Raw genomic sequence first — 20785 nt, forward strand, 5'->3', positions numbered from 1 at the left:
AGCCGCTTGACAAACAAAACCCAGGGATGTCTTCACGGACCACCCCGCCCGCCCCGCGCCACCGGAATGCGCCCCCAATGCGGCATTGGTTGCGTCCCACGCACCGAACGCCACATTGGGTGCGTCCCATGCACCCAATGCCACATTGGGGCGCTAGCCCCGCCACCAACCACACCGCACCGATGCACCCAACGAGCGAGGCACCCAGCCCCTCCCCCGCACCCCGATACGAAGCTCATCTGCGGTCTGGGGGTGCTTGTCAAGGCATCTTTCCCGCCTTGACAAGCACCCCCGGACCGTCAGCACAATCAAGCTTCGGGGTGCCCCACGCAAGCACGGGCCAATGTCGCCGCCAGGCGACGAGGCCCACGACCCCGCACATGAAAACAATTCACCCCACCCCCAGCCGAACACCAAGTGACATCCACCCCGATATCACCCCATATGGGGTATTCCTCCCCCAGTGGATCTAGGCAACCGCCCCAAACGCTCCTAGCATGCCGACCATGGGGACCTTGCCGCCAAGGCGGGTAAATTGATTTCGCTGACCTTCCGGATCCTGGGGCCGCTGGAGGTCATCGCCGAGGGCCGGGCCGTACCGCTGGGCGGCCCGAAGCCCCGTCTGCTGCTGGCCGCGCTGGCGCTGCAGCCCAACATCGTCGTGTCCACCGAAGCCCTGGTCGAAGTCCTCTGGCCGACCACCGCCCCCCGCTCCGCGGCCGCCAACATCCGCACCTACGTCCACTCTCTGCGCAGACGCCTGGCGGAAACCTCCCCCGACCTCGCCGACCGCATCACCAGCCGAGCGTCGGGCTACCTCCTCACCGTCGAAGAAGACGAACTCGACCACCTCGTCTTCACCCGCCTCGCCACCCAAGCCTGGGAATCCCAAGACGACCCGGAAACCGCACTGGCCCTGCTGGACCAAGCACACTCCCTCTGGCGCGGCGAAGTACTGGAAGGCCTCCCCCACGACCCCACCTGGGGCCCGACCGTCGCGCGCCTGGACGAACTGCGCCTGGCAGTGCAGGAACAACGCCTGCGCGCCCGCCTGGATCTGGGCCGCCACAACGAAGTCATCGCCGAACTCCGCGCCCTCGTCACCGAACACCCGCTGCGCGAAGAACTCTGGCACCACCTCATCACCGCCCTGCGCGACGCGGGTCGCACCACCGAAGCCGCGGAAGCGTACGAACTGGTCGAACAAACCCTCGCCGACGAACTGTCCGCGAGCCCCGGCGCCGCACTCCGCGAACTCCGCGCCACCCTCGAAGTCCCCTGCGCCAAAATCCCGCCGATCTGCCAACTCCCCTTGGATCTGCCCGATTTCACCGGCCGCGGCGAAGTCATCGAGCACCTGGTCGCGAAACTCCGCCACCACGCCGAAGCGGAACGCCCCACGATCGTCGTCCTCTCCGGCGCACCCGGCATCGGCAAATCCTCAATCGCCGTACGGGTAGCGCACGCCGTCCGCACCGTCTTCCCGGACGGACAGTTGCATGTGGACCTGGCCGGGACCTCGTCGTCGCCGCGCTCGCCCATGAGCGTTCTTGCCGAACTCCTGCGCGCCCTGGGCATCCCCGACTCCGGCCTCCCCCGGGACTTGGCCGAACGCTCCGCGCTTCTGCGTTCCCAGCTCGCCGGCCGCCGGATGTGCATCGTCCTCGACGACGCGGGCAGCGCCGCCCAGGTACGCCCGCTGCTCCCCGGCGCGGGCGCGTCCGCAGTGCTGGTCACCAGCCGGATCCGCCTGCCCGACCTCGCCGGCGCGATGCCGGTGGACGTCGATCTCCTGCCCGAGCCGGAAGCCGCGCGGCTGCTGGAAGGCATCGTCGGCCATGAACGAGTAGCCGCCGAACCCGAAGACGCCGCGGCGATCCTGCGCCAATGCGGACATCTGCCCCTGGCGATCCGGGTAGCCGGAGCCAAACTCACTCACCGGCCGACTTGGTCTTTGCGCATCCTCGCCGACCGCCTCCACGACGAGCACCGCCGCCTGGACGAGCTGCGCGTCGGCGATCTGGCCGTCCGGGCGAGCGTGACTCTGAGCTACGACCTCCTGCCAATGTCCGCCGCCGCGGCCTTCCGTCGCCTGGGCGCGCTGGGCCCGGTGCAATTCCCCGCCTGGGCAGTCGCCGCGGTCCTGGGCCGCCCGTCCGCGGACGACGTCCTTGACGTGCTCGTCGACGCCCACCTGGTGGAGCTGGTCGCCACCGACGTCGCGGGACAGCCGCGCTACCGCCTGCACGACCTCCTGCGCGTCTACGCCGCGGAACTGGCCGAGCCCGGCGAAACCCGCGCCGCGATCGGCCGCGTGCTCGAGGGATATCTGGCGCTGGCAGTAGAAGCCGCCGAACGCATGCCGATCCATTTCTTCGGCCAGTACCACGACGACACCGATCTGCCCCTGCCGCCGGAAGCCGACCGTCTGCTGACGGACCCCGCCGCCTGGTTCGCCGCCGAACGCGCCACCTGCGTCGCCGCCGTCGCGCTTGCCGCCGAACGCGGGTTCGACGACCTGACCTGGCGGCTCACCGTGGCGCTCACGCCGTACTTCGACCTCCGCGGCCACCAAGACGACTGGCACGCCACTCACCTGATCGCACTGGAAGCGGCACGCCGGGCGGGCGCGATCCGCGGCGAGGCAGTCGTCCAGCGCAACCTCGGCCAAGTCCTGCTGTACCAAGACAACGACGCGGACGCGATGGTCGCCTTCGAGGCAGCACGCGAGCTGTACCAACGGATCGGCGACCAGCAAGGACTCGGCGAGGCACACGCCGGTCTCGGCACCGTGCTGCGGATGCAAGGCAAAACCGACCGCGCGCTCGAACCGTGCCACGAAGCGCTCCGGCTGTTCGACGAGGCGGGCGACCCGCACGGCGAAGCGGTGATCCGGATCGCGATCGGCTCGATCTGGGTCGCGCGCAAATGCTACGCGACCGCGCGCCGCTGGTACACCGACGCGCTCGAGCTGTCCTGCGAAATCGGCGACCGGCACCGGGAAGCCCATGCGCTGCAACGACTCGGGCTCCTGAACCAGCGCGAGGGCAATCTCGCCGAAGCCCGCGAACACGTCACGCGCGCCATCGCCGTGTTCACCGATCTCGGCGACGACCACTGTGTCGGCTACGCGAACCAGAACCTGGGCGCACTGTGCTTGTACAGCGGCGATCTCGCGCACGCGCAACTGCTGCTGGTGAACTCGCTGAGCGTGCACCGCCGCAACGGCGACCGCCGGTCCGAGGCCGAGGTGTCCCAGCTCCTCGGCGAACTCCACTCCGCGCTCAGCCAGCCGGAACGGTCCCGCAGCTACGCCGAACGCGCGCGGGCCATCCGCCGCGAGCTGTCCGCCGACACCGCGGTCGACGACCAGCCCCGCAAGACCGGACCGCACCGGATCGTGTCCGCCTGACGCGCGGGCCCGGTTGCGCGGCCAAACCCGCTCGCTGGGCCACGATGCGCAGATGAACACCAGGAAAGCGGCTGGTCACGTCCTTCTCGCAGTGGCAGTTATCGCTTTGTCGACTCCGGCTCCCGCTTTTGCGAAACCCCACCACGGCAGAAGAGTGCTGGAAAGACCGCTGACCTACCGCCTCTACGCGACCCGAGAAGGACTCGTCGGCGGCACCACTTCGAGCGGGCACCGGATCACCGAACGAGACCATTTCGTCGCGCTCCCGTCCACGAAAACGGTGTCCTCGAAGGGAAAGGGGACTTTCACCGTCCGGGTCTGCCGCACCGACGGCACCCGCTGCGAGTACGCGCCGGTGTGGGATGTCGGGCCGTGGAACGAACACGACGATTACTGGAACCCCGCCGACCGGCGCGCGACGTTCGGTTCGCTGCCGCAAGGCGTGCCGGAAGCACAAGCGGCGTACCAAGACGGGTTCAACGGCGGCAAGGACGAACGCGGCCGCACCGTGCGCAATCCAGCCGGTCTCGACCTGGCCGACGGCACGTTCTGGGACGGTCTCGGCCTCAAAGGCAGCAGCTACGTGGACGTCACTTTCCTGTGGACCGGCAGCGCTCCGGCCACCGGCGTGGTGACCGGCGGCGCCCCGCTGGTCGTGCACACGTCCGCGAGCAACGACGCGCCATCGGCCGGCTTGGCCGCCGACTCCGCGCAGGTGCCGATCGAGTGTTCCGTGCAAGGCGATCCGGTGGACGGAACCACGCGCTGGAACCGGATCGGCCCCGGGCACTACGTGTCCGGGGCTTACCTCCGAGCCGACGCGGCCGTGCCCTCCTGCTGAGGCTCAGTGCTGGTGGTGGGCATGCACGACGGCGTGCCCGCGACCGCGGCCGATCATCCACTTGTTGACCGGAACCGTGACCACGAAAGCGATCGCGAGCGACAACGCCAGCGACAGCCAGAACAAGCCGCTCGACAATCCCGCGTCCATCGCGCCCGGGATCGCCACGACGACGGTGTTGTCGATGACCTCCATGACCGCGATCGACACCGTGTCGGCGGCGAGCGCGACCTTGAAAGCGGCACCGAGCGCGAGGCCCGACTTGAGCACGCCGCGCATGGTGAGCGCGTAGCCGAAGACGAACGCCAGCACGATGGACAGCACCACAGTGGCCGCGTTGTGCAGGCCAAGCGCGGTGCCGAGAACCATGCCGAGCACTTCGCCGATGGCACAACCGGTGAGGCAGTGCAGCGTCGCTTGGGCGGCGGTGGACCAAGACGCTCCGTGCTGGTGTTCGTTCATACCGGCGACTATACCCCTTGGGGGTATCAAGAACGCAAGGTCGCCCGATGTGATGGCTGTCGCCCGGCACCGCCGTGCCAACCAGCCGACGGGCGGAGACGAGGCTGCGCCGTCCGGCGGTTGAACTCGCTTGCGTAACCGTTTGGTCGCGTTCGGTTGACCCCCTGCCGTCACTGGCCCTACCTTCGGCTGCCAGGTCACATAGCCGGGGAACGGTGGGGGATGCGAGGGCGGACCAAAACGCTCGTGCTGGGTGCGGCGCTCGTGGCGACCGCGGCGGCGATGGCGGCCAGTTGCTCGCCGGTTCTGTCGGACTCGCCCCCGGAGCAGGCGAAAATCGCCTTCGTGCCGAAAATCGGCGGCATCCCGTACTTCGACGCGATGAACGCAGGCGGCATGGCGGCCGCCAACCGGCTCGGCGCGAAGTGGCTCCTCCGCGCCCCGGCGTCGGTCGATCCGGCCGCGCAGACGGCGATCCTGCGCCAGCTCATCGCCGAACGCGTGGACGTCATCGCGGTCGCCCCGAACGATCCGGCGCAGCTGGCCCCGACGATCGCGGAGGCGCGGGCGAAGGGCATCCACGTGCTCACCACCGACACCGACGCCGCCGGCTCCCAGCGCGAGGTCTTCGTGAACCAGACGACGGCCGAGGGCATCGGTTCGGCGCTGGTCGACTCGCTGATGAAGAAGACCGGCGGCGCCGGCGAGTACGCCATCGTCTCGTGCGGGCGCGCCGCGGCGAACCTCAACTCGTGGATCGAAGCCGAGAAAACGTATGCGGCGCAACGCTATCCGCACGCGAAGCTGGTCGAGACGGTGTACGCCGACGAGGACACCACCACCGCCACGAAGCTGACGAAGGAGATCCTCAACCGGCATCCGAAGCTCACCGGCCTGATCGGCCAATGCACCACGGCGACGCCTGGCATCGCGCGAGCGGTGCGTGATCAGCAGAAGATCGGCCAGGTCTTCACCGTCGGCACGGGCACGCCGCAGACGATGAAGCCGTACCTGGTCGACGGTTCCTGCTCCATGACGGTGCTGTGGAACGTCGAATCCCTCGGCTACCTCACCGCCTGGACCGCCGAGCAGCTCGCGACCGGCGCCCCGCTCCGGCCCAAGAACAACGTGAGCCCGGAACTCCCCGCGGTGCGCTACGACGCGGCCACCCAGACGGTCCTGCTCGGCGATCCCCTGCTGATCACGCAGAACAACGTGGATCAGTTCAAGTACTGACGGTCCTCAGCGCACGTCAATGGTCACGGTCAGCGTGCGCGTCCGCGCCGGCAGCTTCGTCATGTCCACCTTCAGGTACTCGCCGTCGTCCTGACGGCCGTTCGGCTGCGTCTTGGCGTGCAGGGTGTAGGGAGCCGCCGAGTTCGCGACGCCGTCGATGCCGAAGTCGCTGTCGTTGCTGATCACCACGGTGCGGCCGCCGTCGGTCGTCGCGACGCCTTCGACCTTGTCGTGCCCGAAGAAGCCGCCGCTCGGGTCGAGCCCGGTCACCAGGCCGCCGACGTCGAGGAACAGCTTCTTCGCCGCGGGCGTCACCCCGACCTTCGCCAGCGCATCCTGAGCCTCCGCGGTAGCGGCCTTGCCGACGTACGCCTCGATGCTCTTGCCGCCGTCGACGAGCAGCCCGCCCTTCGCCGCGTCGTAGGTTGCGCCCGGCACCTTCGCCGCGGGTCCGAGGTCGGTCGCCTTGCTCAGGTCGATCTCGAACAGCTTCTTGTACGCGCCGGGCTCGGCCTTTCCGTCGCGCTCGTCCACGAGGAACCTGGTCGCTGACAGCGCGGTGATCTCAGAGACCGCGGTGCTGGTCTCGTCCGGGTTGTCGAGCAGGTAGGCGTACTCGTGCGTGGCGCGGGTCTTCAGATCGACCGTCACGATCCGCAGCGCGGGAACCTTGCCGGGTTTCTTCGTGAGATCCGGCTGTTGCAGCGCGGACTGCATGATGCCGACGAGCGTCCGGCCGTCCGGAGTGAGCGCGAGCCCCTCCATGCCCTTGTTCGGCACGCGGTTCTCGAGTTCCTTCGGCAGCGACCCGTCGAACGGCGAGAGCCGCTCGATCGCCCGGCCGTCCGCGCGGAAGTGCGTGATGAACGGGCCGTACTCGTCCGACACCCAGAACGTCCCGTCGCGTTGCGCGACGAGCCCTTCGGAGTCGTAGCCGTTCGCCGATGCGGGCAGCTTCGCGCCGTCGCGGTCCACGATGGTCTCGCCGGTGTTCGCCAGGGTGTTGACCTGGCCGTTGTACGGCGATCCGTCGGCCGCGCGCAGCGGAATGTTCCGCTCCAGCACAGCTTTCCCGCCCTTGAGCCGGAACTTGCCGATGGCGGGCGTGAACGACGGCAGCGGCTCCACTTTGGACCCGTCCGGCGCGTCGACGTTCGGCCCGCGGTCGGTGAGCCCGTAGAACTCGTCCCGCGAACCCGGCACCGGAGTGAGCGCGGACCCGTACCCGCCGCCGGTGATCTTGACGCCGCCGACAGTGCCGAGCGGCGGCAAGTCCGTCGGGTACAGCCGGACCGCGTCGCTCACGGTGCAGGTGAACGTGTCGCGTCCGGTGAACCCGGCGGCGGGCGTGTAGCGGAACGACCCGTCCGGGCCGATGGTCAGCGCGCCGTGCCCGGGATCGGTGTGCCGCACCACCGCACCGTCGCGCTGCGCGTCGCCGCGCACCTGCAGCGTGTGCCCGGCCCGCACCCGGTAATGGTCGTCCGGACGGCCCTTGGCCTCGGCCGGGCCCGCGGCGGCCAGCGGCAGCACCAGCGCGACCAACCCGATCTTCACGCTTTTCATTCGGCTTTCTCCTCCTCTGGCGTCGTTTCGACGCCTGGGGGAGTCTTGACGGCCGAGTTGGACAGCGTCCGTCATCGAGACGACTGCCGCGTTAACGAGCGCGCCGTGCTCGAGCCGCTACCGCACCTCCTCCGACGATCAGCAGGACCGCGGTGATGCCCCAACGCCGCTGCTTCTTGACGTTGTCGTGTGCTCTCGCCGCGCGTTTCTCGGGCAGTTTCGGGATGGCCTTCACCGGGGCGGCGCGCGACGGCGCCGGGGGCTGCGGCATCGGGATGGGCGGGATGATCGCGTCCGGCGGTTGCCGGGACGGGGTGGGGGTGACCGGATTCGGCGTGATGGGTGGCGGTGACGATGAGAACGGTGGGGACGGTGGAGTGGACGACGGCGTGGGGCTCGCCGAGGTCGATGGCGTCGGGGATGGAGACGACGTCGAGGGTGGTGGTGGCGTCGGCGTGGACGAGGTCGTCGGCGGGGCCGAGGACGACGGAGGCGGAGGCGGTGGCGGCGGAGGCGGTGGCGGTGGCGGCGGGGGTTCTGCCAAACACCCGGCACCGTCGGACATGACCATCGGCGGCCCAGTGCTCACCTCGACCGCGGATCCGCCGTCCAGCCGGTACGTGACACTCCGCCCGTCGACCCAGTTCGCGGTCGCGTAAAGCTTGCGGTCCGGCCCGAACACGACCGCACCGTAAGTCGCCTCCGGAAACCGCTCCCCCGGCACCTTCGCGACCTTCCCGGTCACCGGATTCACCGTGACCACCGCGCCCTCCCCTGTGGACGAAACCCCATACAGCAGGCCGTCTTCGGAGTTGTACGCGAAATCGTCCACTCCGGACGCGAGCCACCACGGATGCAGCAACACCGGCCCAGTCGCGGTGAGATAACCGGAACTGTGCGGGTCGACGTCCACTGTGTACAGACTGGTCGCCCGCTTCACGTACCAGGAGTTGCCGGACATCGCCCCGGCCGTCGCGCCAGTCACCCAGCTCCATACTCCGTGGTGCGTGTCGCGGCCGACCCCGCCGAGGTCGGTCAACTCGCCGTCGGAGTCGATCCGCACCGCGTGCCAGCCGTCGCGAAATCGTCCGTCGGCGACGCCGTACGTCACGTCCTGCGCCGACGAATACGCGATGGCATTCAGCGCGAAGGGACTGTGGTGCAACAGATGTCGCGCACCGGAGGGCAAGGTCAACCGCACGATGTCGGACGACTGCCCGTCGCGGCTTTCGACCTGAAGCACCCGGCAGGACGTCGCGGCCGCGCGCTGGCGAGCCGGAGCGAGCCACCCCGACGCGACGAGCAGCCCGGCGACCGCGGCCGCGGCGGCCACCACAGTCAGGTACCGGGAACCTCGCACCGGTCAGCCGAGCCGCGAGATCGCCGAGGTGAACGCGTCCGGATGCACGTTCGCGCCGCCGGCGTAAGGGTTCTGCAGCTGGAAGATCGCGTACAACAGCAGCACGATCGTGCCGGCCAGCGTCGACACGATCACCAGGTGCGCGGCCATCCGCGTGCCGCCGAAGAGGTTGGGCAGCAGGATCGAGATGACGCTGCCGAGGATGAGCGCGAACCACATGACCGAGCCGACGCCGTCGGTTTCCGCGCCGGTGAGCCGGGTCTGCCGGGCCTGGTAGACCTGCCAGAGCTGGGCGGCGGCGTCTTTCTTCCGGTCGTTCGTCCAGTCGTCGCTGGCCTGCGCGTTGGCGACGACGCGGCGCATCTGGTCGAGCTGCGTCCAGCCGGTGTCCGGGACCGGTCCGTCGTCGATGAGCCGGGGCCACTCCTGCTTCGACACCGTCGTCGCGTACGCGATGGCCAGGCGCCGCACCTGCTCGCCGGTGTCGCCGGGCAGCGCCTCGGCCGACCAGGTGGCGGCGACCAGGCCCTCCGCCTCGGTGTAGGAACCCTCGCGCGTGGCCGTGACGGCGTCGAAGAGCGAGATCAGCACGAACGCGACCAGCACCGCGTGCAGCCCGCCGACGATGGTGAACACCTGGCCCGCGGCGTCGTTGTTGTCGCGGCGGCCCTCGTCCCAGCCGAAGCGCCGGACGAGATAGCCGATCACCGCCGCCGCGATCGCCGCGCCGACAACCCAGAACACCCCGGTCACGTAGACGTTCATCCGGTTCCTTTCGCGCGGGTGAATACGCTGGCCGACGCTATCCAGCCGATTCCGGAACGGACAACGGCACCACCCGCGATTCAGCCGGGTGGCCGTCCACCGCCCGCGCGGTTCGCCGGATCGGAGCAGCGGGCCGGGTACGCGTTCCCTCGATTGCTCTTGCTCGGCAAGGGAAACGCCTCGGATACCGCTGGCGCGCACTCGACCGGGTTACGGCAGCAGACCCACCGTGACGCGCTTCCCGTTGTCGACCGGACAACAGCACCGGCAATGTCCGAAAAGGAGCTTCGGCAAACAGGTGAATCGAACGCGCCTACCCGATCGAGTGATTGTCGAGGTCATCCTTCTTGCTAAGTTGATGCGCGGCGCCGCTTACCATTCGCATTCCTCTCCCGGAAAACACCGCTCCGCCGTGTTCCGGCGTTTTCGACGTTAGGTGGTTTCGCAGTGATCGTCCCGAGCCCCTCCGCACTGTCCACTGTGGCCGCTGCGCGGCGTCCGGAAGCGGAAGAACGATGACGACGGTGGACGCGCGCACCGGGGCCCGCTCCGTGGCCGAGGTGCTGGACTGGAGCCGGAGCCGCTGGGAACCGGCGATGCGGGCGGCGGTCGACCGGCTGCCCGGGTCGATGCGCCGGATCGCCGGCTACCACCTCGGCTGGTGGGACGAAACCGGAACGGCCACGAGCGCCTCCGGAGGCAAAGCCCTGCGCCCGGCGCTGGTGCTCCTGTGCGCGGAGGCCTGCGGCGGAGACCCGGAAGACGCGATCCCCGCCGCGGTAGCCGTCGAACTGGCCCACAATTTCTCGCTGCTGCACGACGACGTCATGGACGGCGACCGCACCCGGCGGCACCGCCCCACCGCATGGACCGTGTTCGGCACCGGACAAGCCGTGCTGGCCGGCGATTCCCTGCTCGCACTGGCCTTCGACGTCCTGTCCGCGGACGGCCCAGCCGCCGCCCGCCTGCTGAGCACCGCGGTGCTGGACCTGCTGCACGGCCAGCACGAAGACCTGGCGTTCGAACAGCGAACGAACGTCGAAGTGGCGGAATGCGTCCGAATGGCCCAAGGCAAAACGGCGGCCCTGCTGAGCGCGGCCTGCACCCTCGGCGTGCTGGTAGTCGGAGGCCGCGGCGAACACGTCGAACGCTTCAGCCGTTTCGGCCGATCACTAGGCCTGGCCTTCCAGCACCTCGACGACCTCCTCGGCATCTGGGGCGACCCAGCAGTCACCGGAAAGCCGGTCTACTCGGACCTGCGCAGCCGCAAGAAATCCCTCCCCGTGGTCGCGGCGCTCACGTCAGGCACGTCAGCCGGACAGGAACTGGCAATGCTGTACCGACAGCCCCTGCCGGACGACTGCCTCGCGAAAGCCGCTGCCCTGATCGACGAAGCCGGCGGCCGATCCTGGAGCCACGCTCAAGCAGACGAACTGCTCACCGACGCGTTGACCGCCCTCACCGCCGCCCACCCAGCCGCCCGCGCGACGGCCGAACTGACCGCGATCGCCCAGCTCATCACCCGCCGGGACCACTGACCTAGACGATCGCCTTGGGCGGACGCCCGACCAGGACAGACGCCCGTCCCTGGGCAACCGCCTCGGGCGGCGACCCGTAGATTCCGCCCGAGGACAACCGCACCAGCCAACGGATTGGCAGCCCAGCCCTTCGGCGGGATCGGGTGCCATCAGCGAGCAGCAGACAGAGATCCCGCTGCGGGGCAGGTCGCACGTCGATGCCGCCTGTCGGAGTGCAGCCACGCGGACCCAGGCGTATGCCGTCCAGAGGAGGACGCGGCCACAGCTTTCATAGCCACGAACCCTGCAACCAGGAACTCTCACGTGCCGCATGCCCCTTGACTGACGGCAGTCACCAGGATCCGGAAAATTCCAGCCTTACCGCAGCCGTCAAGCGTTCGCAATATTCCAACCAGTCCAACAGTCACTAGATCATCTGAAGCAGCAGACCGCGACGTCCGGGCAGGCCATTGCTGCTTTCGAGGCATAGACCTCGTTCATGGGTGTCAAGGCAATAAATTACTGGCACCCTCTTGCAAGGGTTGAGTTATGCCGCAACCCCGGCCGCAGCACCGAGGGGAACAAGGGGGTGACAGCAATGGCGACCAACAAGGCGAAGTCCGTGAAGATCAAGATCCGGAAAGTGGACAACCGCACCTCCACGTCCAGGATCTCGGCCATCACCCGCTGCATGTGATGCCAACATCGGAGCATAGTTAACGTTCGGTGGTGCACCGAACTACTACCGCAACGGTGCACCACCGAATTTGTTAAGCTTACTCGAAATTGATAACTACAGAAATATTCGAGGGGGACAAAGATGACACTTGAATCCGAGCATTACAAGCCAATTATTCGACACTGTACTACGCGCGAGGTTTCACCGGATGAACCGCTTTTGATGATAGTTGGCGATCAGTACTTTGAACTGACCGAAGAAATCGGTAATCGACATGATCTCCTGAGCATCAAACGCTACCTCGACGGCAGGCACACATTAACGGATATCGCAGCCAAAGCCGGGGTCACCCGAGAATCTGTCGAAAGCATCGTTTCATCACTTGCGGAATTCGACCTCCTCGGCAACCCTCGACCGGTCGAAACCGTTTCCGGTGCAGAATTTGTCAAAAATATCGAAGATGCTTGCCGAATGTGGGGCCAGCAGATTGGCTTCCACCACATATTCACTGGAATAGCAGAGGGAAGCTTGCGCTCCGAGGTTTTGCTCGGACTAGTCCTCGAGACGTACCACTACATCAACTCTGCAAGCAAGCATATTGGCGTCGCCGTCGCGCACTGCGACGACGACCGCCTTCGGCCGATACTCTGCCAGCACCTCGCGGACGAATGGGATCACGCTCGGTCCCTGGTAGATGGAATCACGCATATGGGATTACCGTCAGCACACCTCCAGACGGCACACCCTCTGGTCGGAACCATATCGCTGGTCAATAACTTGTGTGAAATAGCGCGCCAAGACACTCTGTCGTATATCGCGTCGACATCCCTGTTCGAAGCCCGCTCCGAGGATTACGAACAGGCCGCCGCAGACCTCCGAGACGCCGCAGAACGCTGCGGATTCCCCGCCGAATCGGTAGAACCCTTAATCACCCACATGCGCCTGGACGTCGAAGCCGGGCACGCCGGACTCCTCGCAGAAGCAGTCGAAATTATCGGAGATATCCCCGCTGGACGCGCCCATCAAGTCGTGAACAACGTACATGACATAAAGCACTCCCTTGACCAATTCCACGACCAGATCGTCGAATTCTATTCCGATCCATCGAATCATATTCCCCGACTTAAGATGGATTACTTTCTCCTGTAAAACGGTGCGACTTGCACTGGCGGCTCACACGAACCCTGACCCCACCTTCCAATAAATAGCCCTACTGCGGTATGGTTCGATTATGGCCAATCTCGAGTCGCGTCGCATTGCCGGACTCATGCTTGCCTCGATGGCGTCGCAATCTCTCATGGTTGTTCTGGCGCCAGCAATGGTTCGCATAGCCGAATCGTTCCACGCGTCAGTAGGCACGGTGAGCCAAGCTCGCGCAGTAGCGGCCGTCGCGGCAGTTGTCTCGTCTTTCTGGCTCAGCCCGAGGTTGAGCAAGATCGGAGTACGGCGAGCAATTCAAACAGGCGGCTTGCTCTCGCTTGCCGCTTGCCTCGTCGTAGGACTTTCCGCGTCGCTGTGGATTTTCTGGCTAGCACATCTCATCGTTGGTTTGGCGGTGTCGTTTCTTCTTTCCGCCTCGTTCTCGGGTGCCGCTGCCGCCGAGTCCCCCGTGCGGACACTCGGCCTCGTGGCAGCAGCAAACTCACTGGCCTGGGTAGCGATCAACCCGCTTTCCGGACTGTTCGCCCAGACGCTCAACTGGCGGTTTTCCTTCTTGCTGCCAGCAGCATTTGCCCTGACTGCCATGTGGTGCGCACGATACATACCTCCGACCAAGACACAGAACCAGAGCGAAAGATCAACAGTATGGCAACTGCTGGCCGCGAAGCCAGCTCGAATGTGGATTCTCGCCGAACTGGCCGCCTACACCGCCTGGACGGCCACCATGACTTTCGTCGGCCCGCTTTTGATCCAACGAGGTCAGCTGTCGGAAACCCTCGCAGGCGTCTGCCTGGGTCTCGGCGCCAGCATGTTCTTCATCATCTCCAGCCGCGTCAAGAACCTTCTCTCCAGAACGAGCGCGAAAGCAGCCATCATCGCCTCTTCCGCAGGCATGTCGATAACGGGAGGAGCGCTCTTTTTACTCCCTCTTCCCGCCGCACTGCTAGCCGTCCTGTTTTGCGTAATGTCGGCGTTCTGCGGAGTTCGCACCCCAGTCGCCAGCTTTATCGGCACACAGGTGGAACCGACTCGAACAGACGCGATGATGACCGCGAGGACCGCTATTACCCAAACCGGATACCTCTTGGGAGCCGCGCTGGGAGGGGCGCTGCTCACCTGGTCCGGATTCGGCGCGCTGGGCTTACTGGTGATGGCTGGCACCATCACCGGCGGCCTGGTGTTGTTCTGGAAAGCACCCGTGCCGTCGGCCGCCTGAAGCCGCGGAACCGTCACCGCCCCGGTCGGCTCAACCCGTCGTCCCCGGCACCCCGGGAAAGCACCACTTGGTCGGTGTTCCCGAGCGCTTCCTTCCCGCGCTCCGTCGGCGGCGCGGTCGTCAGGTCCCGCAACCGGATCGGCGGTCCGAGGTCGATCAGCGTCGGCACGTACTCGGCCTTGTCCACCGTCCACTTCCCGCCCGCCCGGCTGAACCGGAACCGGGCCGCGACCCCTTCCTCCGTGGATCCGCGAGGTTCGTCGTGCCGCGCGACCTCGTTGCCGAGCCCGAACGCCACCCACTTGCCGCCGACCTTCTGGAACGGCTGCACCACATGCGCGTGATGCCCGACGATCAGGTCGAGATCCGGCGACGCCGTCAGCTTCTGCGCCAACTGCTTCTGCTCAGCAGTCACGTCGTGCTGATATTCGACGCCCCAATGCAGGCTCGCGATCACGACCTCCGCCCCGGCCGCCTTCGCCTCGTGCGCCGCGGCGAGGATCTCGTCGGGGTCGATTTCGTTGGCCAGCCACGGTTTCCCAGCCGGCCGCTTGATCCCGTTGAACCCGAACGAGTACGACAGCTGCGCGACCTTCACCCCGTGCACGTCCAGGATCAGCGGTTTCCCCGCCTCCTCCGCCGAACGCGCGGACCCGGTGTGCTTCAGCCCGGTCTGGTCGAGCTTGTCCAGCGTCCGCTGAACACCCGCCGCGCCCTGGTCGAGCGTGTGGTTCGACGCGGTGGAGCAGGTGTCGTACCCGGTGTCCTTCAACGCGTCCGCGATCTCCGGCGGCGCGCTGAACGACGGATACCCGCTGTACGGCCCGCCTTCCGGCGCGAGCGGCGTTTCGAGGTGGCAGATCCCCAGATCCGCGCCGGACACCAGCGGTTTGACCCCGGCGAACAGCTGCCGGTAGTCGATCTTCCCGCCGCCGTCCGCCTCGGCCTGCTCGGTGAGCCGCGGGTGGATCAGCACGTCCCCGGTCGCCACGACGGTGAACGAGTCCGGCGAAGCGGCCGCCGACGACGACGGTCCGGCCGAGGGCCGTTGCGGCGCGGCTTCGCTCCCACACGCCGTCAGCATCAGCGCGACCCCGGCGAGGGCGGCGGCGCGGCGCATGTTCGTCATGATCATCCCCTTTGCCCGACTGCCCGGCACATCCTTCCGTATCACTCTTGTGGGTTAACACCCCGGTCGTGACCAGGCGAAACGCTCAGGCTAGGCAGTCGGCAGGCTCTCCGCGAGTCAGCGCCGGGTCGGTCTGGTCGAATGTCCGCGCGACGCCCGGACCGGACGTGCGCGTCTCGAACCGCACCGTCACCCGGCCGTGGCCCGCGCCCTGCACCCAGCCCGTCCCGTACTCGGCGTGCACCACGTCGTCGCCTGGACGCCATCCCGACGACGACACCGGCGCGCTCCCGCCCGGCGACGGCGCCGAAGTGACCACCGGCTCCTCCGTCGCGGCGGGCACGGTCAAGCTGAACAACGCGTCCTGATGCGGCACCGAGAGCCCGCTGAACGCGACGCCCGCCAGCCGCACTCCGCCGAACTCCTGCGGGTCGAGCAGCAGCCGTTCCGCGGTAGCCGCAAGCTGTTCGAGGTCGTCGGTGGGCGACGCGGTGGTCTCGGAGCGGGTCACCGTGCTCATGTCGGTATGCCGCAGCTTGATCACTACCGTGCGCGCGACTCGCCCCGCTTTCACCAGCCGAGCGTGCGCGCCAGCCGCGATTTTCCTTACCTCAGAACGCAATCGGACGAGATCGACCACGTCTACATCGAAGGTCGTCTCCGCACTCACCTGCTTGGCTTCGCCCCGTTCCGCGACCGGACGGTCGTCGAACCCGCTCGCCAGCCGCCGCAGGTCGCGGCCGACCACGCCACCGAGCGTCGACACCGCGTCCGGCTCCGGCAACGCCGCCAGTTCGCCCAAGGTGAGGACACCGATCGTGCGCAGTTTCGCTTCCGCCACCGGCCCAATCCCCCACAACGCGCGCACCGGCAGCGGAGCCAGGAACTCGCGTTCGGTCCCCGGCGGCACGACGAGCAGACCGTCCGGCTTCGCGCGATCCGAGCCGATCTTCGCGACCTGTTTGCCGGTCCCCGCGCCGATCGACGCAGTCAGCCCAGTCCGTTCCCGGATCCGCGCCCGCAACTCCTCGGCCCATTCGGTCACCTGCTCGACCGACGCACCGGCCAGCGCGGGCGGTTCGGCGAAGGCCTCGTCGAGGGAAATCCGTTCCAGCACCGGCGCGACCTCGCCGACGACGTCGAAAACCTGCTTGCTCAAGACCTCGTACAACCGGAATCGCGGCGGCAGCACCACGCCGCCAGCCGGCAGCAGCCGTCGAGCTTGGGACATCGGCATCGCGGACCGCACGCCGTACTCGCGGGATTCGTAACTCGCGCCAGCCACGACGCCGCGGTGCCCGGTGCCGCCGACCACGACCGCGCGTCCGCGCAGCGTCGGCCGGGTGAGCTGCTCGGCGGAGGCGTAGAACGCGTCGAGGTCCAAGTGCACGACCCAGCGAGACATGTCAGGTTCCAGCGTCCAGGAGCCGTTGCAACGCCTTGGTGTAGGTCTCGAACGCGGCGCGGCCCGTGCTCGTGAGCCGCACCAGAGTGACCGGCGTGCGGTGCTCGTAAGCCTTGGTGATCTCGACGTACTGGGCGTCCTCGAGCTTGCGCAGATGCGTCGAGAGGTTGCCCGCGGTCATCTCCAGCAACTGCTGCAGCCGCGGGAAGGTGATCTGGTCGGCCGGACGGAGCCCGGCGAGCGCGACAGTGACGCGCAGCCGCGCCTGCGCGTGGATGACGGGGTCGAGCTCCGGCAGCTCAGTCACGAGGCCGCACCACATAGACCAGCGCCGCGACCGCGAATCCGCCGCCGCCGGCGAGCGAGAGGACGAGGAAGTTGCCCGGCACGCCGACCAGGACGCTCGCCCCGCTGCACACGATGATCCAGCCGCCGAGGAAGTACTGCCGCAGGTCCTGCCACAGCGTGCCGCCGGCGAGGTAGAGCGCGCCGGTCAGCAGCAGCGACGTGCCGGACCACAGCAGCGGCACGAGGTCCGAGCCCTCGGGGAGGAGTTTGGTGATCCGGATGTCGATCAGGCTCATCCCGGCGAACGAGATCATCCACGCCCAGCCGTACATCGCGCCGATCCGCCGGGACGGCCCGCGGATCCCGCGGCCGCCTTTGCTGCCGTGCCAAGCGGAGTAGACGATCGCGCCCACCATGAGCACCGCGACGACGATGCCCGCGACCCAGCCGGGCAGCATTGCCGCCGACCGCTCGTCGGAGAGGTAGACGAGCCCCCAGCCGACCAGCCAGGCGAAGGCCCAGACGGCGAACAGACGCGCCGGGCTGACTCGCAGCTCCCGGCGCGTCCGTTCGTTCTGCCGGGCGATGAGCTCCAGCGATTCCGCCACGGACAGCGGCTCGCCTTCGTCCTCGACGGGGTCCCCCGCGTCGTTGTTCACCCCGGACCGCCCTTCCCCCGTACTGACCCCGCATGCAGCACGGAAGCTAACACGTCACGCGACCTTCACCGGGCCCAGCCGGAACCGCCGCACCACCACGAGCGCGGGCACGACCAGCCACGCCGCCAGCACGCCGACCGCGAGACCGAGCCCGCCGGCGTGGTCCACCGGGAGCGTGCCGACGCGGCCGAGCCAGTACGTGGGGAAGAAGTGCGCGAGCGCGGACATCCATTCCGGCAAGATCGACAGCGGCATCCACAACCCGCCGAACACACCGAGCGGGAGCATCAACGCGCCAGTCATCGCGCCGACCGTGTCGCCCTTGCCGAACAACCCCAGCAGCAGCCCGAGCACCGCGAACGGCAGCGCGCCCAGCCACAACGAAACCCCGCTGAGCAGCCACTGCGCCGCGGTGAGCTGTACCCCGCGCACCGCACCGGCCACGAAGATCACCAGAACCACCGGCAATGCCATCGCCATCGAAGACGCGATCTTCACCGCGAGATAGCCGGGCCCGCGCATCGGCGTGAGCCGCAGTTGCCGCTGCCAGCCGTCAGTCCGCTCGGTCGCGACGCGGGTGCCGGTGAACAACGCGCCGCTCATCGCGCCGTACGCGCCCATGTTGATCATCGTGGTGACGCTCGCCTTGATGCCGTCCGGCCCGACTTGGTCGCCGAACAACCCGCCGAACAGGAGAAACATGCCGAGCGGGACCACGATGGTGAACAACGCGAACTGCGGGCTGCGGACGATGCGCAGGATCTCCAGGCGGAGGTAGACGAGGTTCATCGGAGCGCTCCCTGCGGCTCGTCGGAGGTGAGGGCGAGGAACGCTTCCTCCAGCCCCGCGGAGGTGATCTCGATCGAGCTGGCCTGGGGAAACGCCGTGATCAGCGCCCGGATCGCCAGGTCGGAATCCGTGCAGGCCAGTTCCGTACGATCGCCCTGTACGCGCGCCCTGGCGACCCCGTCGAGCGCGGCCAGGGCTTCCGGGCGAGCGCCCTGTACGAGTGCCCTGATCACTCGCCCGGACACATTCGCGCGCACCTCGTCGACCGCCCCGTCCGCGACGACCTTCCCGTGCCGCATCAACACGACCCGGTCCGCGTAGTCCTCCGCCTCGGCGAGGTAATGCGTCGCGAACAGAACAGTCCGCCCCGCCGCCGTGAACTCGTGCATAGAGGCCCAGAATTCACGCCGAGCATCGACGTCCAGCGCCGCCGTCGGCTCGTCGAGCACCAACAGCTCCGGGTCACCGGTGAGCGCGAGCGCGTACCGGACCCGCTGAAGCTGCCCGCCGGACAACTTCCCGCACCGCCGCTTGGCGAACTCCGCGATCCCGGCCCGCGCGTAAACCTCCTTGGCCGACAGCGGATTCTCGAACATCGACCGATGCAACTCGACCAACTCGGCCGGCGTGACGTCCCGCAGCAAGAACCCGTTCTGCACCATCGCCGCGAGCCGCCCGGAATCGAGCGCCGCCCGGGGCGAACCGCCGAACACCCGCACGCTCCCCTCGTCCGGCGAGGCAAGCCCCAACAACATGTCAATCGTGGTCGACTTGCCCGCACCGTTCGGCCCGAGCAACGCGACGACCTCACCCCGCCGCACGGCCACCGACACGCCGTCGACCGCGCGGACCTGCTTGAACTGCTTCACCAGGCCGGTCAGCCTGAACGCTTCCGTCATCTCGTCCCCCAGTGCTTCGCTGTCCGGAACTTTGTAACACAAAGTCGACTGTGTTGAAAAGTGGTGGGCAACACCGAGTCGTTCACGACGGCAAGCACACACCCCGCCCGAGCAACCCTCCCGCTCAGCCAGTCGCGGGCCACGGACGGGCGAACGAGGGCCTCTCCAGTGCGGACACAACGCCCGACCGCACTCACTCACATGAACTACGGGATCACTGAAATGCAGGAGAATTCCGGCTTGCGTTCCATTTCGCAGCACCGTGTGCAATTCGCCGAACCAGCGGTAGGGAAATTTCCCATCATCCCGGAACAATCGAGGATTACCGCGAATCCGAGGGGGATCGGTGAAACACTGGGCTAGCTGCGAGCGCGCGGGAAGCCAGCGCTGTGCATGCAAGGCGTGTGCGGGTGCCAAACACGGTTGGACCGGCGCTGTCGCGCTGGCACGGGACAAAAACCCAAGCAGACGCGACGACCTGCGCGACAGTGCCGACGAGAGGTGGCGGGCCGCTTGGGTCGGACACCGGCCGAAGAACCGTCGGATCAGCTACCCCAAGAAAAGCGCCGCCATAAGCGCCACAGTCGCCGATATCGTCGACTGGCTTGCCGTCGACTGCGAAAATCACCGGCACTCGGCTGATTCTCGAAGTACATCAGGAAGGAAGACCGTCGAGTACGTCGAAACCGCGGTACCCGACTCCTCAGCAGGGCAGCCAGAACCGAGTGGTCAGTCTCCGTCGCAAGCTACGGAACCGGGCGACGCAGCGGACCGACCGCCAGCAGCCGCGGAGAGCGGCGATGTCGCAGCAGGCCGGGATGAGCCGCCGGTACTCAGCATGGTCGACCAGGTCGAGCGACTCGGCGACGCACTCACCACTGTGGTCCTCTGTGACATCGAACGAGCTCACCACGGTCCGATCCCGGATACGACGAGAGTTGCCCTGGCCGACCACTTCTGGTGCGACTTGCTCGCGCAACTGGCGCATGTGCTCTCCGAGGGCCTCACCACGGTCGAGAAACTGACCGGCAAAGTTCCGGAGCTCGTGACTCGGCTCGTCCTGGAGTCCCGGAGGGAGAGCGATCGGCTTCCGCTCGAGGAATTCGTGGTGCGGACTGCGGTGAACAGCATCTGGAAGCACCTGCAGGTGCTGATGCCGTTCGGCTGGCTGGTGCTGGTCAAGCGGATGGTGCCGATCATCCGGATTCTGGCGGTGCTGATGTGCAAGTCTCCGGAACGGCACGAAGCGGTGGTGCGCTACTGCGTGGACCCGCTCACCGGGCAGCTCCGCGATGAGACCAAACGGCGTCTCCGCAAGGTCCTCAACGACTGGCTGCCGGGCTTGGAAGCGCCCGACGAAGAGGCAGCCTGAAACCGGTTAATCCGGTTGCTCCCCGCTAT

17 protein-coding genes are annotated in these 20785 nt (G+C 67.4%); 7 read left to right on the forward strand and 10 right to left on the reverse strand.

Annotated features, from left to right (window positions below; translation table 11 throughout):
- The first annotated feature begins 535 nt into the window (after positions 1-535).
- Entirely contained in the window at positions 536-3412 is a 2877-nt protein-coding gene (locus EIZ44_RS30285; protein ID WP_134732672.1) for an AfsR/SARP family transcriptional regulator, read from the forward strand.
- Positions 3413-3566: 154 nt separating this feature from the next.
- Positions 3567-4253, forward strand: coding sequence for a DUF8814 domain-containing protein (locus EIZ44_RS30290; protein WP_338081095.1), 687 nt, complete (start codon positions 3567-3569; stop codon positions 4251-4253).
- 3 nt (positions 4254-4256) lie between these two features.
- Here EIZ44_RS30290 and EIZ44_RS30295 read toward each other — a convergent pair whose 3' ends face one another.
- Positions 4257-4715, reverse strand: a complete 459-nt coding sequence (locus EIZ44_RS30295; protein ID WP_037811965.1) for a DUF4396 domain-containing protein — start codon at positions 4713-4715, stop codon at positions 4257-4259.
- A 222-nt stretch (positions 4716-4937) separates the two neighbouring features.
- Here EIZ44_RS30295 and EIZ44_RS30300 point away from each other — a divergent pair, with 222 nt between their 5' ends.
- On the forward strand, positions 4938-5951 hold the full coding sequence (locus EIZ44_RS30300) for an autoinducer 2 ABC transporter substrate-binding protein (RefSeq protein ID WP_134732674.1): 1014 nt from the start codon (positions 4938-4940) through the stop codon (positions 5949-5951).
- 6 nt (positions 5952-5957) lie between these two features.
- Here EIZ44_RS30300 and EIZ44_RS30305 read toward each other — a convergent pair whose 3' ends face one another.
- The 3 genes from EIZ44_RS30305 to EIZ44_RS30315 form a co-directional block, all read right to left on the reverse strand.
- On the reverse strand, positions 5958-7517 hold the full coding sequence (locus tag EIZ44_RS30305) for an esterase-like activity of phytase family protein (RefSeq protein ID WP_134732675.1): 1560 nt from the start codon (positions 7515-7517) through the stop codon (positions 5958-5960).
- Positions 7518-7608: 91 nt separating this feature from the next.
- A complete protein-coding gene (locus EIZ44_RS30310; RefSeq protein WP_134732676.1) occupies positions 7609-8877 on the reverse strand; it encodes a DUF6923 family protein in 1269 nt (422 codons plus the stop codon).
- A 3-nt stretch (positions 8878-8880) separates the two neighbouring features.
- Positions 8881-9642, reverse strand: coding sequence for a bestrophin-like domain (locus tag EIZ44_RS30315; RefSeq protein WP_134732677.1), 762 nt, complete (start codon positions 9640-9642; stop codon positions 8881-8883).
- Between the two features lie 515 nt (positions 9643-10157).
- On the opposite strand from EIZ44_RS30315, the gene EIZ44_RS30320 reads away from it, so the two are divergent.
- The 3 genes from EIZ44_RS30320 to EIZ44_RS30330 all read left to right on the forward strand — a co-directional run bounded on the left by EIZ44_RS30320 (position 10158) and on the right by EIZ44_RS30330 (position 14215).
- Complete coding sequence (locus EIZ44_RS30320) at positions 10158-11180, forward strand: family 2 encapsulin nanocompartment cargo protein polyprenyl transferase (RefSeq protein WP_134732678.1); 1023 nt, start codon at positions 10158-10160, stop codon at positions 11178-11180.
- A 799-nt stretch (positions 11181-11979) separates the two neighbouring features.
- Positions 11980-12987, forward strand: coding sequence for a thiaminase II/PqqC family protein (locus tag EIZ44_RS30325; RefSeq protein ID WP_134732679.1), 1008 nt, complete (start codon positions 11980-11982; stop codon positions 12985-12987).
- A gap of 82 nt (positions 12988-13069) precedes the next feature.
- Positions 13070-14215: an MFS transporter gene (locus tag EIZ44_RS30330; RefSeq protein WP_134732680.1), complete on the forward strand. Its 1146-nt coding sequence runs from the start codon at positions 13070-13072 to the stop codon at positions 14213-14215.
- A gap of 13 nt (positions 14216-14228) precedes the next feature.
- Here the strand turns inward: EIZ44_RS30330 and EIZ44_RS30335 are convergent, their stop codons facing one another.
- From EIZ44_RS30335 to EIZ44_RS30360, 6 genes are all read right to left on the reverse strand, one after another.
- Positions 14229-15350 carry a CapA family protein gene (locus tag EIZ44_RS30335; RefSeq protein WP_439098629.1) on the reverse strand — a complete coding sequence of 374 codons (1122 nt, stop codon included), beginning with the start codon at positions 15348-15350 and terminating at the stop codon, positions 14229-14231.
- 79 nt (positions 15351-15429) lie between these two features.
- Positions 15430-16749, reverse strand: coding sequence for a DNA polymerase IV (locus EIZ44_RS30340; protein WP_037811974.1), 1320 nt, complete (start codon positions 16747-16749; stop codon positions 15430-15432).
- 1 nt (position 16750) lies between these two features.
- Positions 16751-17056 carry a winged helix-turn-helix domain-containing protein gene (locus EIZ44_RS30345; RefSeq protein ID WP_134732682.1) on the reverse strand — a complete coding sequence of 102 codons (306 nt, stop codon included), beginning with the start codon at positions 17054-17056 and terminating at the stop codon, positions 16751-16753.
- Positions 17049-17696 (reverse strand): hypothetical protein, encoded by a 648-nt coding sequence (locus tag EIZ44_RS30350; RefSeq protein ID WP_134732683.1) that lies wholly within the window; start codon positions 17694-17696, stop codon positions 17049-17051. The genes EIZ44_RS30345 and EIZ44_RS30350 overlap by 8 nt, the downstream gene beginning before the upstream one ends.
- 54 nt (positions 17697-17750) lie before the next feature.
- Entirely contained in the window at positions 17751-18485 is a 735-nt protein-coding gene (locus EIZ44_RS30355; RefSeq protein ID WP_037811977.1) for an ABC transporter permease, read from the reverse strand.
- A complete protein-coding gene (locus EIZ44_RS30360; protein ID WP_134732684.1) occupies positions 18482-19384 on the reverse strand; it encodes an ABC transporter ATP-binding protein in 903 nt (300 codons plus the stop codon). Before EIZ44_RS30360 ends, EIZ44_RS30355 begins: the two co-directional genes overlap by 4 nt.
- Positions 19385-20222: 838 nt before the next feature.
- Between EIZ44_RS30360 and EIZ44_RS30365 the strand changes: the two genes are divergently transcribed.
- Entirely contained in the window at positions 20223-20756 is a 534-nt protein-coding gene (locus EIZ44_RS30365) for a hypothetical protein (RefSeq protein WP_134732685.1), read from the forward strand.
- The last annotated feature ends 29 nt before the right edge of the window (positions 20757-20785 follow it).

Origin of the sequence: Amycolatopsis nivea (assembly GCF_004522235.1) — a bacterium.
GTDB classification, from domain to species: Bacteria; Actinomycetota; Actinomycetes; order Mycobacteriales; family Pseudonocardiaceae; genus Amycolatopsis; species Amycolatopsis nivea.